Annotated in this window: 12 protein-coding genes and 1 pseudogene; 5 read left to right on the top strand and 8 right to left on the bottom strand. The window is 73.9% G+C overall.

Features of this window, described 5'->3' with window-relative positions:
* Positions 1-9: 9 nt before the first annotated feature.
* Both thrS and CXR44_RS00290 read right to left on the bottom strand, forming a co-directional pair.
* Positions 10-1,197, bottom strand: coding sequence for a threonine--tRNA ligase (gene thrS, locus CXR44_RS00295; RefSeq protein ID WP_101782806.1), 1,188 nt, complete (start codon positions 1,195-1,197; stop codon positions 10-12).
* 132 nt (positions 1,198-1,329) lie between these two features.
* Positions 1,330-1,797 (bottom strand): adenylyltransferase/cytidyltransferase family protein, encoded by a 468-nt coding sequence (locus CXR44_RS00290; protein WP_101782805.1) that lies wholly within the window; start codon positions 1,795-1,797, stop codon positions 1,330-1,332.
* 159 nt (positions 1,798-1,956) lie between these two features.
* Here CXR44_RS00290 and CXR44_RS00285 point away from each other — a divergent pair, with 159 nt between their 5' ends.
* Positions 1,957-2,466, top strand: a complete 510-nt coding sequence (locus CXR44_RS00285; RefSeq protein ID WP_245898700.1) for an ATP-binding protein — start codon at positions 1,957-1,959, stop codon at positions 2,464-2,466.
* A gap of 72 nt (positions 2,467-2,538) precedes the next feature.
* Here the strand turns inward: CXR44_RS00285 and CXR44_RS00280 are convergent, their stop codons facing one another.
* Positions 2,539-3,510 carry a helix-turn-helix transcriptional regulator gene (locus CXR44_RS00280; RefSeq protein WP_101782803.1) on the bottom strand — a complete coding sequence of 324 codons (972 nt, stop codon included), beginning with the start codon at positions 3,508-3,510 and terminating at the stop codon, positions 2,539-2,541.
* An 80-nt stretch (positions 3,511-3,590) separates the two neighbouring features.
* On the opposite strand from CXR44_RS00280, the gene CXR44_RS00275 reads away from it, so the two are divergent.
* The gene (locus CXR44_RS00275; RefSeq protein ID WP_101782802.1) at positions 3,591-4,178 is read left to right on the top strand and encodes a phosphatase PAP2 family protein; all 588 of its coding nucleotides are present in this window, start codon (positions 3,591-3,593) and stop codon (positions 4,176-4,178) included.
* A 237-nt stretch (positions 4,179-4,415) separates the two neighbouring features.
* On the opposite strand, the gene CXR44_RS00270 is transcribed toward CXR44_RS00275, so the two are convergent.
* From CXR44_RS00270 to CXR44_RS00255, 4 genes are all read right to left on the bottom strand, one after another.
* Entirely contained in the window at positions 4,416-5,846 is a 1,431-nt protein-coding gene (locus CXR44_RS00270; RefSeq protein WP_180903128.1) for an alpha/beta hydrolase, read from the bottom strand.
* A 153-nt stretch (positions 5,847-5,999) separates the two neighbouring features.
* Positions 6,000-6,614: a DsbA family oxidoreductase gene (locus tag CXR44_RS00265; protein ID WP_101782800.1), complete on the bottom strand. Its 615-nt coding sequence runs from the start codon at positions 6,612-6,614 to the stop codon at positions 6,000-6,002.
* 90 nt (positions 6,615-6,704) lie between these two features.
* Positions 6,705-9,416 (bottom strand): helix-turn-helix transcriptional regulator, encoded by a 2,712-nt coding sequence (locus CXR44_RS00260; RefSeq protein ID WP_101782799.1) that lies wholly within the window; start codon positions 9,414-9,416, stop codon positions 6,705-6,707.
* Between the two features lie 13 nt (positions 9,417-9,429).
* On the bottom strand, positions 9,430-10,923 hold the full coding sequence (locus CXR44_RS00255; RefSeq protein WP_101782798.1) for an MFS transporter: 1,494 nt from the start codon (positions 10,921-10,923) through the stop codon (positions 9,430-9,432).
* 153 nt (positions 10,924-11,076) lie between these two features.
* Between CXR44_RS00255 and CXR44_RS00250 the strand changes: the two genes are divergently transcribed.
* Complete coding sequence (locus tag CXR44_RS00250) at positions 11,077-11,652, top strand: NADPH-dependent FMN reductase (protein ID WP_101782797.1); 576 nt, start codon at positions 11,077-11,079, stop codon at positions 11,650-11,652.
* A pseudogene (locus CXR44_RS00245) lies at positions 11,601-11,831 on the top strand (hypothetical protein); the annotation flags it as partial. The gene CXR44_RS00250 and the pseudogene CXR44_RS00245, both read left to right, overlap by 52 nt.
* Positions 11,832-11,926: 95 nt before the next feature.
* On the opposite strand, the gene CXR44_RS00240 reads toward CXR44_RS00245, so the two are convergent.
* Entirely contained in the window at positions 11,927-12,769 is an 843-nt protein-coding gene (locus tag CXR44_RS00240) for a glycerophosphodiester phosphodiesterase (RefSeq protein WP_101782796.1), read from the bottom strand.
* 208 nt (positions 12,770-12,977) lie between these two features.
* Between CXR44_RS00240 and CXR44_RS00235 the strand changes: the two genes are divergently transcribed.
* Positions 12,978-14,048: a hypothetical protein gene (locus CXR44_RS00235; protein WP_101782795.1), complete on the top strand. Its 1,071-nt coding sequence runs from the start codon at positions 12,978-12,980 to the stop codon at positions 14,046-14,048.
* Positions 14,049-14,060 lie beyond the last annotated feature (12 nt).

Here is a 14,060-nt window from a genome sequence, read left to right as displayed (position 1 = left end):
AAGCGCCGGTCAGAAGGCCGGGCGTGACCACGCCGCCAGCTCCTCGACCGGCACCACGCCGGCCTGGCCGCCGTCGCGCAGCCGCACCGGCGCCGCGTCCGGCGGGTCGCCCGCCGCCACCTCGCGCGGCCCCACCACGAGCTGGTACGGCACCAGCCGGTGGGCCCTGATCCGGGCGCCCAGGCTGCCCCGGGCGGGCGGCGCCAGCTCGGCTCGCAGCCCGGCGGCGACGCAGCGCCGCACCAGCCCCTCGGCCGCCGGCACCTCGGCGTCGGAGACCGGCAGCACGACCGCCTGCACGGGTGCCAGCCAGGCGGGAAACGCGCCGCCGTGCACCTCGATCAGGTGCGCGACCAGGCGTTCGAGACTGCCGACGACGCTGCGGTGCACCATGACCGGGCGGCCGCCGCCCACGTAGCCCAGGTCGAAGCGGCCGGGCTGGAAGAAGTCCACCTGGACGGTCGACAGGGTCGACTCGCGGCCGGCCGGATCGGCGACCTGGATGTCGATCTTCGGTCCGTAGAAGGCGCCCTCGCCGCGTTCCTCGTCGTAGGGACGGCCGCGCTCCTCCAGGACGGCGCGCAGCACCGCCTCCGCACGCGCCCACATGGCCGCGTCGTCCACGAACTTGCCGCCGTCCCCCCGCAGCGACAGTCGGTAGCGCGCCGCGCGGACGCCGAGCAGCGCGTGCGCGGTCTCCACCAGGTCCAGCGCCGCCGACACCTCGGCGGCGGCCTGCTCGGGGGCGCAGAAGACGTGGCCGTCGTTGAGCTGGACGGCCCGAACCCTGGTCAGCCCGCCGAGCACTCCCGACAGCTCCGAGCGGTACATCCCGCCCAGCTCGGCGACGCGCAGCGGCAGGTCACGGTGGCTGCGCTGCCGCGAACGGTAGATGAGCGCGTGGTGCGGGCACAGGCTGGGCCGCAGCACGAACTCCTCGCCGCCCAGCAGCATGGGCGGGAACATGTCCTCGGCGTAGTGCGCCCAGTGGCCCGATCTCTCGTACAGCTCCCGCTTGCCGAGCACCGGGGAGTTGACGTGCTGGTAGCCGTGGCGGCGTTCGAGCTCGTGGACGTAGTCCTCGACGGCCTTGCGGATCGCCGCGCCGGCGGGCAGCCAGAAGGGCAGCCCGGACCCGACGAGCGGATCGGTGTCGAAGATGCCCAGCTCACGGCCGAGCCTGCGGTGGTCGTTCATGATCGTGTCCCTTCGGAAAGGGCGAACGACCGTGTCCCCCGGGCGTCCGCCCGGGGTGCGTGGATCAGCGCGCCGGGAACGGGTCCGGCGTCGTCGTGACGAAGGCGCGCTGCATGAGGATCACCGTAGCATTCAGCCCTTGGCCGCCGCATTGACGATCCGGGTCGTGGAGCGGCCCGGGATCGCCTCCAGCTCCCAGCACTCGGCGCCCAGCAGCGCCGCCGCGGTCCGCCTGGCGCCCGCGTGGGGGTCGCCCGCGGTGTGCGCGAGCGCGCCCGGCCGCATGGGGGCGAGCAGGTCGATGTAGTCCTCGGGGCCGTGCGCCGCGGGCGGGCCGGCGACGATGAACACGCCCGCGACGAAGCGCAGCGCGGCCATCACCTCGGCCCGCTCGGCCGCGGTGTTGAGCGGCCGGCTCGGCCCCTTCCAGGCGCGTACGCGCGGATCGTCCTCGATGCCCACCACCAGCGGGAGCCCGCGGCCGGCGACCGCGCCCAGGTAGCGCACGTGGCCGACGTGCAGGATGTCGAACACGCCGGTGACCACCGCCGCCCCCGGCTCGGTGTAGGGCTGCACCCAGACGGCCTCCAGGCTGCTCACGTCCGGCACCCTCCTCGTCGATGCGTCGATCCGCAGACTACTCGGTCCGCCGTGGCCGCCGTGCGGGTGACCATGGGAAAGGGCATTCCTACCTTTTCGTGACACCTTGGGGGCCGGCTGGCGCGTCTCCTAACGTCGCCCGAATCGGGGGAGGTCGCCGTGACACCGCCATGTCCGCACACACCCATCCAGCCGGTGGAGCCGGCCGCCGCACCGGGAGATCCCGGGTCCGGCCCGCAGACCGGTGGCGCGCAGACCGGTGGCGCGCAGGCCGGGCCGCGCGATCTCCTGGTGCGGCTGCCCGGCCTGCCGTCGCAGGTGTCGCGGGTGCGCAGGCTCGTCGCCGCAGCCCTCGGCCGCGACCACCCCCTGTACGACGACTGCGCGTTGCTGGCCAGCGAACTGGCCACCAACGCGATCCTGCACTCTCGCTCCGGCGCCGGAGGCTGGTTCACGGTGGCCGTGCGGACCTCCGGCGCCGCGGTGCGGGTGTGGGTGGCCGACGCCGGCTCCGAAGAGCCGCCGTGCGCCTGCCGTACCGGCCCGCGGGCGACCGGCGGGCGCGGTCTGCCGCTGCTGGAGGCGCTCAGCCACCGCTGGGGACTGAGTCGCAGCGGCGGCGCGACCACCGTCTGGTTCGAGCTGGCCCACGCCGCCGGCTGGAGCTGACCCGTCCGGTTCGAGCCGACCCGTGCCGCCGGCCGCTCGACCCGCGGGCGGCCCGCGGAGCGTGCGCGCGGATCAGACGTCGAGGCGGCACAACCCTTCGGACAGCGCCTTGGTGGTGAGCCGGGTGCGACTGTCGCAGCCGAGCTTGGCGAAGATGTGCTCCAGATGGGTCGTCACCGTGCGGACGCTGAGCACCAGGGCGGCGGCGATCTGCGGGTTGGAGTCGCCGGCGGCGACCCGGGTGAGCACGTCCACCTCCCGGACGGTCAGGTCGTACGGCAGCGCGCACGGCCGTTCGGCCACCACGGCCCCCTGCACCGAGCCCTGGAACCCCACTCCGGCGCGCACCAGCCGTAGCTCGTGCCAGCAGCCGTCGCCGTCGAGCCACAGCCCGTGGCGGCTCAGCTCGCGGGAGTCGATGAACGCCCGGGCCAGCGCCGCCAGCGCCGGCTCCGCCATCAGCGTCGCCGACACCCCGGCTCCGGGCACCGCGCGGCGGGTGCCGACCCGGTCGAAGGCCACCGCGTGGAAGCCGCTGGGCAGCCCCACCGGGTCGATCACGCATCGGGTCAGGTCGGTGACGTGGGCGAGCATGGGGGCCACCGCGCTCACCAGCTCGCCGGTGCGCTCGGGGAACCGGTCGCGGGCCGCCAGGTGCAGCAGACCCGTGTAGCGGCCCTCGGCCAGGAACAGCGGCGCGGTCAGCCCGGCCCGCCAGCCGTAGGGGGCCAGGTGGCGGCGGAAGTAGCGCTCGGTGCCGGGCTCCGGCATCGGCACCGGGGCGCGGGTGGCCAGGGCGCGGCGGTAGGCGTCGAGCCCGGTGTACTCCTCGGCGGCGTCGCCGTCGATGCGCGGATGGCCGTCGGAGACCACGCTGTGGTGGCGGCCGGTGGCCGGGTCGAACGCGACGAACTCGTAGGCGTCGAGCGGCACCACCCGGCGCAGCGCGGTCATCGCGCCGTGCGCCCCGCCGCCGCCCGCGACCTCGTAGCCGACCTCGGCGAACGCCTGGAGCTGGCGGAGGTTCAAGGTGATCTCGGCCACGATCCTTTATATCCCACCGTGCCCCGCGCACGGGCGCGCTGGGCACGGGCCGCCAGGCATGATCGCGTAATCTTCGTCGCATGACCGCCGACCAGCTAGCGACGAAGGTGACCGACCTGCTGGCGCCGCAGGTGCTGGTCATCGCCATGCCGCCCGCCGTGGGCCTGATCGCCCAGGGCTGGGCCGGCGCCGTGTGGGGGCTGCTCGCCTCGGTGCTGTGCGGCGGCGTGCCCGCGGCGGTCATCGCGGCCGGGGTGCGGTCGGGGCGGCTCGACTCGCACCACATCGTCGACCGGGCCCGCCGCACCGGGCCGCTGCTCGCCGCCGTGGCCGCCGTGCTGGCCGCGCTCGTGCTGCTGGTGGTGCTGGGCGCGCCGCGGCTGCTGGTCGCCACGGTGACCGCGATGCTCGTCGCGCTGGCCGTCACGGTGCCGATCACGCTGCGCTGGAAGATCTCCTTCCACGCCGCCGTGTCGGCGGGCACGGTCGTGGTCCTCGCGCACGTCCTGCCGCCCGTGCCCACCCTGCTCGCCGGGGCCGCCGTCGTGGCCCTGGTGTGCTGGGCCCGGGTCCGGCTCACCCACCACACCCCGGGCCAGGTGCTGGCCGGGGCCCTGGCGGGCACACTGACCACCTGGGCCACCCTGGCGGCCTTCGGCGTCACCTAGAGCCTTCGTGCCCGCTGCCCTGCCGTAGTCCCGGTGGGCGCGGCGGGCGACCTGCGCCCGCTCCGGCGTGACCGGCAGGACTCGATCCGCGTTCTGGCCTGGAAGTCGTCCAGGAGCCGGGAGGCTGCCGGACCGCGGGTTCGCTCCACCACAGCGGCCGGCTCGACATGGGTCGCCGCCGACATTCGGCGCACCGGAGGGCCACGTTCGCCCCCGATCGCCATGCCTGAGGAGACGTCATTCCGGGCAGCGGATCCCGTTGGCCGGGACCGACTGCGAGAGCAGGTAGCGGTCGATCGCGCCGATGGTGCATGCGCTCCGGCCGTACACGCCGTGCCCCGAGCCCTCGTAGGTGAGCACGCGGGCCTCGGCGCCGATCTGCTCGGCCGTGCTGAGGGTCCACTGGTAGCCGGTGGCGGGGTCGTGCAGCGAGGAGGCCAGCAGGATGGGCGGGGTGGCGTCCACACGCAGCCGGTGTTGCGGGTTGGGAATGGGCGTGGGCTGCCCCAGGCAACCAGCGATCCGGCCCAGCGCAGGCGGGCTGTACCTCATGTCCCTGGCCCGCGCCGCCTGCCGTCGCAGGAGTGCGGCGTACTGCGTGTAGTCGGCGACCGGCAGGTGGAAGTCCTGGCAGAACACCGGTGTGGTGACCCTCACCTCCTCGTCCTTCCCGGCGCTCGCCGACAGGTACGGGCCGCCGGTGTCGATTGCCACCAGCATCTCGGCCAGCTCCGCCCAATTGGGGTTGTAGAGGCCGGCGAACGCCGTGTCCACCAGCTCGTAGGGGCCCAGGGGGACGTCCGGCCGACCCGGCTCGTGGAGCTCCCCGCGGTCGGCCCGCTCAAGAAGCCTTCTCCAGAACGCCCGGATGTCCTTGCCGTTCAGCGCGCACGACGCCGTCGCCTCGCACCAGGTGACGAACCGGTCGAACGCTCTCGCCGTCTGGGTGGCCGCGGTGTTCAGGTAGCTCGCGGTGTTCACGCTGTGGTCGAAGTTCGAGTCGAGCGCGAGCGCCCTGACCTTGCCCGGGAAGCGCTCGGCGTATGCCTGGCCGATCAGGGTGCCGTGCGAGACGCCGTAGTAGGTGAGCTTGTCGTCGCCCAGCGCCATCCGAAGGGCCTCCACATCACGCGCGACGTCCAGCGAGCTCACGCGGTCGTACAGCGGCCCGGTGCGTGCCCGGCAGTCCTCCCGCAGCCGCCGGTTGAACGACACCCAGGCGTCCATGTCGGCCTGATTCTTGATGAGCGGGTGTGGACGTTCACCCACCAGGGTCGCCGAGCAGACCACCGGGTGGCTGCGGCCCACCCCGCGTGGGTCGAACCCGACGATGTCGAAGCGGCCGCGAAGCTCGGCGCTGAAGTAACTGCTGCCGTGCACCACGAAGTCGACACCGGAGGCGCCCGGCCCGCCGGGGTTGACGACCAAGGAGCCGACCCGGGTGGCCGGGATGGCGGCCTTGCGCCGGGCCACCGCCAGGTCGACGGTGGCGCCGCCGGGAGTGTCCCAGTCGATGGGCACCTTCAGCGTGCCGCATTCGGCGGTCGCATCCTCGGGGCACGGCATCCAGCTGATCGCCGGTGGGGACGGGGCGGCACCGGCGGCGCCGCCCGGGATCAGACTGATGGCCAGGGACAAGACGGCTGCGAGCGCGATGTGGCTCTTCATGCGATCCTTCGTGGTCGACGACGAGACGGGCCTGATGACCACAAGATCATGCGACCACCCGCATAACCCCGCCATAACCGTTGGCTTCTCCGCGGATCCGCCGTCTGGACGCCGAGATCAACCGCAAGGTGGCTCGTCGGCTGAGTGGAGCACTCAGACCCCTCGCGGGCCGGTAGCCTCAGCTCCGCGCAGCGAGTCGAGGAAGACCTCCTCGCTCTGAGCCCCGCTCAGCACTTCGCCGCCGTTGAAGATGAACACGGGGACGCCGGTGACGCCGAGCTCCCGCACCAGTCGGAGCCCCGACGACACGCTGGTGGCGTCCTCACCGTTCCAGGCCACACCGATCTCGTCGGCGAGCCTGTGGAGCACGGTCGGGTCACCGACGTTGAGCCCGTCGGTGAAGTGGGCACGGAATAGCCGCTCGGCCATCTGCTCACCACGCCCCTGCGCCGAGGCGACGGCGATGAGCCCGTGCGCCTGCCCGGTGTGGGTGGCGATCGCGTGCTCGTAGTCGAGGCGCAGGCCGTCGCTCGCCGCCACCTTGGTCATGTGCTCCAGCCCGTCCAGCACGGCGGCGCCGAACCGCTGGACCAGCCGCTCCTTCAGCGGCATCCCTGCCGGGGACGCGGTGGGATCGAGGTGGAAAGGCAGGAACTCGACCTCCACACGCCCGCCTTCGGCACGGAACCGCTCGGCTGCCCGTCCGAAACGGGTCAAGCCCAGGTACGACCACGAGCAGAGAATGTCGAGAACGATGCGAACCTTCATGACAGGCTCCCGGTGAGGTGGTTTTTCGTCGCCCCGCGAATCTACGAAGGCCGGGATCCGCGCTTCATCTGCCGGATGACCAGGTCGTGGCTACAGGGCGAGGCGGGCAAGCTCGGTGCGGGAGTTGATGCCGAGCTTGTGGTAGGCGTTCGACAGGTGATAACCCGCGGTACGGGGGCTGATGAACAGCCGCGCTCCGATGTCGCGGTTGGTCAGGCCCTGGGCGGCAAGCCGGGCGACGTGGAGCTCCTGCGGGGTGAGCCGATCCAGTACGTCCGGGGCGGCCCGGGTCAGGACGCTCTCTCCTGTGGCGCGCAGCTCTGTCCTGGCACGTTCGGCCCAGGGTACGGCGCCGAGCTGTTCGAACACCTGGAGGGCGGCACGCAGCTGGGTGCGGGCATCGGTGGCGCGCCGGGCGCGGCGCAGCCACTCGCCGTACAACAGCCGGGTCCTGGCCAGTTCGAAGGGGGAGGCCGAGGCGTCCTGGTGCAGGCGGACGGCCCGTTCGTAGCGGGCCTCGACTGTCTGGGGGTCGGTGGCGAGCAGGGCCTCACAGCGCAGCGCCAGCGCCTGATGCCAGGATTGCCGGCTGTGGGCGGCGCCACGCCCGTACCAGGCCGCGGCCTGGCGAGCCTGCTCCGGCTGGCCGGCGCGTACGGCGGCCTCGACGAGGTCGGGCAGGCTGGCGAAGACTCCCTGACGGTCGGGCGCGGAGGCCACGGTCACGAGCCGGTCCAGCGCGGCCTCCGCCCGGCCCAGCCCGAGGTCCAGGAGGCTCAGCGCGCATGCGGCGTGCACGCTGCTGGGGGCGATGCCCCGGGCCAGCGCCTCGTCCGTGTGCTCGCGGCACGCGTCCTCGTCGCCCCGGACGGCGTCGAGGTGGGCGAGGATCGTGGCGATGTAGACCTGGACGCGGGCCTGGCCGGTGTCGGTGGCATTACGCAGCCCGTCCGTGGCGACGGTCAGGGCGTCGCGGTGCCGTCCCAGCAGGAGGCAGGCGCGGGCGAGCAGCATCTGCACGAGGCAGAGCACGCCGATGGCGCCCTGGTCCCGGCACTGCCGCTCCAGGTCGGCAGCCAGGTCGCGGGCGTTGTGCAGGTCGCCGTTGAACAGGTGCCACCAGCCCAGCCGTACCGATTCCCGGAGCACCTCACCGGGCTCGGGCGAACCGGCGAGCAGCTCGCGGACGGCCGCGGCGCCGTCGGCGACGCCTTCCAGGTGGTGCTGGCCCGCCGCGAGCCTGGCCAGCGCGGCGATGCGGCCGCTCTGGGGGAGGGCCAGGGACTTGGCCAGGTCGGCGGTCGTGTCGATGGCCTGCTGGTCCCCGGCGTGCCAGGCCGCCTGCGCGGCCTGGAAGAGCAACGCGCCGGCCTCGTCCGGCGCCCGCTCGGCGAGTGCGGGCGCGAACTCCACCAGCATGCCGTGGGCGGCCTTGGAACGATCTTGTTCGTCGGCGATGGCGGCCCTGACGCGTACCGCTTCGACGGCGTCGAGCGGGTCGGAAAGCAGGTCGGCCGCCTCGGCCGCCAGAGTGTCGGCGTGGTCCAGCCGGCCGGCGTCAGCCGCGGCGCGGGCAGCGAGCGTCAGGCGGCGGCCGCGCGGCCCGGGCTCGGAGCTCAGTGCGGCAGCGCGCTCGTACGCGGCGGCGACGGCGTGGGAGCCGCCGCGACGGCGGGCACGTTCCGCGCTCCGCTCCAGCAGCTCGGCGGCGTGCTCGTCAGGGCCGATCCCGGCCGCCGCCAGGTGCCAGGCACGCTGGTCGGCCAGGTCGCGGCGTGCGGCCATGGCGTCGGCGAGCGCACGGTGCACGGCGATGCGCCGGCCTGCGGTCGCACTCTGGTAAACCGCCGTACGGATCACCGGGTGACGGAAGACGACGCGGCCGTCGGTGACGTGGATGAGGCGCGCGCTTTCGGCGTCCTCCAGATCCTCCAGCCGGACGCCGAAGCGGCCCGCGGCGGCCAGCACGGTGGCCAGGTCCCCGGTGTCGTCGGCGGCGGCGGTCAGCAGCAGCGTCTGCGCGGCTTCCGGCAAGGCTCCGGCGTTGCCGGCGAACGTGCGCAGGAGCCGGCTGTGCGGGGGAAGGGCCGTCATGCCGTACGGCGAGGCGTAGCGTTCGTCGTCGCGCTGCGCTGTCGGCAGCTCCACGAGCGCCAAGGGGTTGCCCCTGGCCTGCTTCAGGATCAGCTCGCGCGTGTGCGCCGGCAAGTCGTCGGCACGCCGGGCCAGCACCCTGGCCGCCGCCTCGTCGTCCAGCCCGCTCAGGCGCAGCTCCGGGAGGCCCGGCGCGGCGAAGCCGTCCTCGCGGGCGGCGAAGACGATGGCGACGCGTTCGGCTCCGAGCCGCCGTGCGCTGAACAGCAGCGCGTTGGACGACTCCTGGTCCAGCCAGTGAGCGTCGTCGATGAGGCACAGCAGCGGTCGTTCGTCGGCCAGGTCGGCCAGCAGGGTCAGGACGGCCAGACCGGTCACGAAGGGGTTGCCGGCCGCGGTCCCCTCGCTCAGCCCCAGGGCCGTGCCCAGCGCCGCCGACTGCGCGGCGGGCAGGCGGGTGACGCGGTCCAACACGCCGGACAGGACCAGGTGCAGCCCGGCGAAGGGCAGGAGGCTCTCGGTCTCGACGCCGACGCCGCGCAGCACCCGCATCCCGGTGTCCTCCGCGACCTTCGCGGCGTATTCCAGCAGGGCTGATTTGCCGATTCCCGGTTCGCCGAGAACGACGAGGCTCTGGCTGCCACCGTCACGGGTGGCAGCCAGCAGCCGGTCGATCGTCGCGATCTCGGTGTCTCGTCCCTCAAGCACGCACCCACAGTAGTCAGCGGCCCGTGGCGCCCATGACCGGGTGACGCCCGCGCAGCAGGGCGGTGACGAGCACCAGCATCACGACGGTGACCGCGGCGATGACCCACAGCACCGTCTGCCAGGCTCCGGTGAGCTGCGCGGCCAGGAAGCCGGCGTCCCCGCCGCGGAGATCGCCGTACACCACCCGCCCGGCCAGCTCCGTCGAGCCGACCCGCGCCTGCACCAGGTTGAGCAGAGCCGAGCCGAACGCGGCGATCATCATCGCCTGCCCGCCGCCCCTGACCGTGTTGAGGAAGCCCGCCGCCATGCCGGAACGAGCGGGCGCGACCTGGTTCATGGCCTGGCCGTCGACAATGCCGTTCGCCAGCCCTGTCCCGACGCCGATGGCCAGCAGCGGGCCCGCGAGCTCGACGACGCCGAGGCCGGGTCGCAGGACGGTCAGCCACGCGTTGCCGGCCGCCACCAGGCCGAGTGCCACGCCGATCACCACGCGGGCGGGATGGCCCCGGCTGACCAGCCGCCCGCTCACCATCGGCGCGACCAGGACCGGCCCCGTCAGCAGCAGCATCATGAGACCGGCCTCTCCGGCACCGGCTCCGTCGACGCCCTGGAAGTAGGCCGGCAGGTACGCCAGCGAGCCCGCGAAGCCGATGGCCCCCGTCAGCCCCGCCAGCGTCCAGGCGAGGTAGCGCCGGTCGAGCACCAGGGTGAGGTCCAGCACGGGATGGGCCGCCCGGCGCTGGAGCGCGACGAACACCCCCAGCAGCGCCGGCCCGGCCACGAGCGCGGCGAGCACCAGCGGATGGCCCCACCCGTTCTGCGGCCCCTGCGTCACGGCCGCCATGAGCAGCGCGAGCGCCGCGATGAAGGTGGCCGCGCCGGGCACGTCCACGCGCGGCTTCGCCTCCGAGGCGGGACGCGCTTCCGGGACCAGCCGCGCACCGGCCCAGATGAGCATCCCCGCGATGGCGAAGACCCAGAACGTCCCCCGCCAGCCGAGGCCGCTGACCAGCAGTCCCGACAGGGTGGGCCCGGCGGCGAGCCCGACCCCGCCCACCGTGCCGAAGGCGGCGAACGCCTTGGCCCTGGCCGCTCCCTCGAAGGTCGCCGCGAGCAGAGCGCCGCCGCTGGCCATGACCCCGGCAGCGCCCAGCCCCGCCGCCGCGCGGGCCGCGTCCAGAAGCCAGATGCCGGGCGCGAGAGCGCTCAGCGCCAGCCCGGCCGCGAAGAGTCCGAGGCCCGCGCGGTAGACACGACGCCGGCCGAACAGGTCACCCAGCGACCCGGCGATGAGCATGAAACTGGATGCGGTCAGGAAATATCCGGTCACCACCCACTGCAGCGCCGCTCCGGAAGCTCTCAGGTCGGCGCCGATGTCCGGCAGCGCGACGTTCGTCCCGGACATCGACATGGACAGCGTGAGCATCCCGGCCAGGACCACGGCGAGGGTGGGCGCCGGCCGCCCGGAAACGGGTTCAGGAACAGCACGAGATTCGATCCGCGTCATGGCGCCTGACGCTAGGAAGACGGCATCGCCGGCGCATCCGCCGCGTTACCTGGTCATCGACGTCCCGCGAACCTGGTCATCCGACCGATGCGCGCACCGCCGCCCCCCCGTACCTTCATCGCCGTACCCCGTACCCAGAAGGAAAGCCTCGCCATGAAGGAACACGCCCTGCTCAACCTGGTCGTCATCGTCGGTTCCGTCCGCGAGGGACGTTTCGCTCCCACCGTGGCCGACTGGTTCACCGGGCTGGCCCGTTCCCACGCCGACATGTCCGTCGACCTCGTGGACCTTGCCGACGCCGCGACTCCGCACGTTCTGTCCGGCCGGCCCACGCCCGAGGTGACGGCCATGGCCGCGCGGCTGGAGCGGGCGGACGCGTTCGTCGTCGTCACCCCCGAGTACAACCACTCCTACCCGGCCTCCCTCAAGGCCTTCATCGACTGGCACTACACCCCGTGGCAGGCCAAACCCGTCGGCTTCGTGTCCTACGGCGGCGTCAGCGGCGGCCTGCGCGCGGTCGAGCACCTGCGGCAGGTCTTCGCCGAGCTGCACGCCGTCACGGTCCGGGACAGCGTCAGCTTTTCCACGGCCTGGGAGCAGTTCGACGCGGACGGTCGGCCGCGCGAGGCCACGGCGGCCAACGGCGCAGCCAAGAAGATGCTCGACCAGCTCTCCTGGTGGGCGCACGCCCTGCGCCAGGCCAGAACCAACACGCCGTATGCCGCCTGACACGGTCATCGCGGGGAGGCGACTGCGGATCGAGGTCCTGGCCCGCCTACGGCCACATCCCCATCGCGGCCGGGATCATCGTCGCGGTCGTGGGCGACGAACTGGCGATCGCGCACCCGCTCGGCCCCGTCAGTGCGGGCACCGCCCTCACCGTCCTGGGCGGGCCCGCGCTGTTCCTGGCCGGGCACGCGGGGCGGTGGTCGTCGGCGGCGCCGCGCTCCGGGACGGCCGATCCTGATCGCGAGGGCGCCGGCGCCGGTGGCGCGTGGGCCGGTCAGGCCGCCTCGCGGGCCTCGCCGAGGACCGTGCGGAGCACGTCGGGGCGGTTGGTGATGATGCCGTCGACGCCCAGGCCGGCCATGCGGCGCATGGTGTCCGGGTCGTCCACGGTCCAGGTGTGCACCTCCATGCGCAGCGCGTGCACCCGCCGGACGTACGCGGCGGTGACGTCGCGGTGCGGCGGGTTGATCTGGCGGGCGAAGCGCGCCAGCGCCGGCAGTTGGGCGACGGCCGGCGTGCCGAGCAGCCCGACCGGCACCCGGGGCAGGATCCGGTGGAACCTGCGCATGGACGGCCAGTCGAACGACTGCACCACCGTCCGGCCCGGGGCCAGCCAGTGCGGCTGGCGGCGCAGCGCGGCGGCGACGCGGGACTCGATGCCCGGGTAGAGGTGCGGCGCCTTGATCTCCAGCAGCAGGCCGAGCCCGCGGCCCCGCATGGCGCGCAGTGCCTCCTCCAGCGTGGGCACCGGCTCGCCCGCGTACGCGGGGCCGAACCACGAGCCGGCGTCCAGCCGGCGGATCTCGGCCAGCGTGAAGTCGCCGACGTGCCACGGCGCCCGGTCCGGGAAGACCTCCTCGGCGTCGGTGGTGCGGGCCAGCGTTGTGTCGTGGACGAGGACGAGCCGGTGGTCCCTGGTCTCCTGGACGTCCAGCTCGAACAGGTCGGCGTCCTGCTCGGCCGCCAGCTCGAAGGCGGCCACGGTGTTCTCCGGCGCGTACGCGGACGCGCCGCGATGGGCGACGTTGACGGGCCTGGGCGCGGCGGCCGCGGGCGGGGCGGTGGCCGCCAGGATCACCAGCGCGGTCGTGGTGGCGAGGCCGAGTCGTCGGAACATGGGTCTCCTCGGGGGTGCGGGGGCCGGCTGTGATCCGAACCTGACAATCCTGCATGACCTTGCGTGGTGATCTGGGTAACTTCCGGATGCCGGCCGGGTGAGCATCACGCGGCACCGCGCCGCCCTGATGACGCTCCCTCGCCGAAGGGAACGGGTTCCCCCGCGCGGGGGATCAAAAGGCGGCCGTACGACTGCGATCTTCGGGGTCATGAGAGGGACGCGATCGGAACTTCCCGTGGTGGCCTGGGCGGCGGCGTACGCGGCCGTGCGACTGGCGTGGGCGGCGACCGGGGCCACGGTGCCGCTGACGCCGCAGGTGGCCCTGCCGCCCGCCGCGCATGTCGCCCTCGCCGCGCTGGCGCTCCTGTCCGCCGCAGCCTGCCTGGCCGAGCCGAGGGCCCGCACGCCGCTGAGCGGCGGGGCCAGGGGTGAGGGGGGCGGCCGGGCGGTCATGGCGGTGGCGACCGGCGTGCTGGCCGTGGCGGTCCCCGTCTTCGGCGCGGGCGCGGTGAGCCTCCCGCTCCACCTGGTGACCCTGCTGTCCGGCGCCGGTGTCGAGAGCGCCACCGGGCTGGCGCAGGTGCTGCTCGACGCGGCCGGGGCCGTCCTGCTGGGGCGCTGCTGGATCGTGCGACGCCGTCACCGCGCAGGCGTGTGCGTCCGCTGCGGTGGGGGCCACCGGTACCCGGGCGGGGGCCCGCTCGTCCGCCCCGCCCCCTCCGCCGCGACCGGCCGGACCCGGGCCGCCGTCTTCCTGCTGATGTGCGGGGTGCTGCCGTGGGCGGGCGTCAAGACCGTGTGGACCCTGGGTGGCGACGCTCTCGGCGTCACGGCGCGGCGCTGGGAGGAGGCGAACGCCGCAGCGCCGGGCCTGGCCAGGGCGCTGGCGTCGGTGGGCGTCGACGTCACCGTGCTGGCCGCGATGCTCGCGATCTTCCTCATGCTCGGCCTGATGTACCGGTGGGGCGTGGTCTTCCCGCGGTGGACGGTGCTGCTGGCAGGGGTGCGGGTGCCGCGGCTGCTGCCGCTGGTCCCGGCCTGGCTGGTGGGCGCCGGTCTGGGCGCGTACGGCAGCGTGCTGACCGGGTACGCCGCGCTCGCGGGGCTCGGGGTGCTGCCCGCGGTCCGGCCGTCGGGCGGGTTCACCGTCGCCGGCCTGACCTGGATGATCGCGTTCGGCGGGCTGGCGTTCGCCGGGCTGGGGATCGGCCTGCTCGTGGCCGCCCGCTCCTATGCCGCCCGCACGCGCCCGTTCTGCGGCGCGCCCCAGGGGATTTGACAGGAGGTGGCG

This window comes from Nonomuraea indica, from assembly GCF_002850745.1.
Classification (GTDB): domain Bacteria; phylum Actinomycetota; class Actinomycetes; order Streptosporangiales; family Streptosporangiaceae; genus Nonomuraea; species Nonomuraea indica.
This window is presented reverse-complemented; position numbering and strand designations above follow the sequence as displayed.

Bases quoted from the DNA above. Each gene is read 5' to 3' on its own strand.
- thrS (WP_101782806.1), bottom strand. From the start codon at position 1,197: ATGAACGACCACCGCAGGCTCGGCCGTGAGCTGGGCATCTTCGACACC.
- CXR44_RS00275 (WP_101782802.1), top strand. From the start codon at position 3,591: ATGACCGCCGACCAGCTAGCGACGAAGGTGACCGACCTGCTGGCGCCG.
- CXR44_RS00270 (WP_180903128.1), bottom strand. From the start codon at position 5,846: ATGAAGAGCCACATCGCGCTCGCAGCCGTCTTGTCCCTGGCCATCAGT.
- CXR44_RS00265 (WP_101782800.1), bottom strand. From the start codon at position 6,614: ATGAAGGTTCGCATCGTTCTCGACATTCTCTGCTCGTGGTCGTACCTG.
- CXR44_RS00255 (WP_101782798.1), bottom strand. From the start codon at position 10,923: ATGACGCGGATCGAATCTCGTGCTGTTCCTGAACCCGTTTCCGGGCGG.
- CXR44_RS00250 (WP_101782797.1), top strand. From the start codon at position 11,077: ATGAAGGAACACGCCCTGCTCAACCTGGTCGTCATCGTCGGTTCCGTC.
- CXR44_RS00240 (WP_101782796.1), bottom strand. From the start codon at position 12,769: ATGTTCCGACGACTCGGCCTCGCCACCACGACCGCGCTGGTGATCCTG.
- CXR44_RS00235 (WP_101782795.1), top strand. From the start codon at position 12,978: ATGAGAGGGACGCGATCGGAACTTCCCGTGGTGGCCTGGGCGGCGGCG.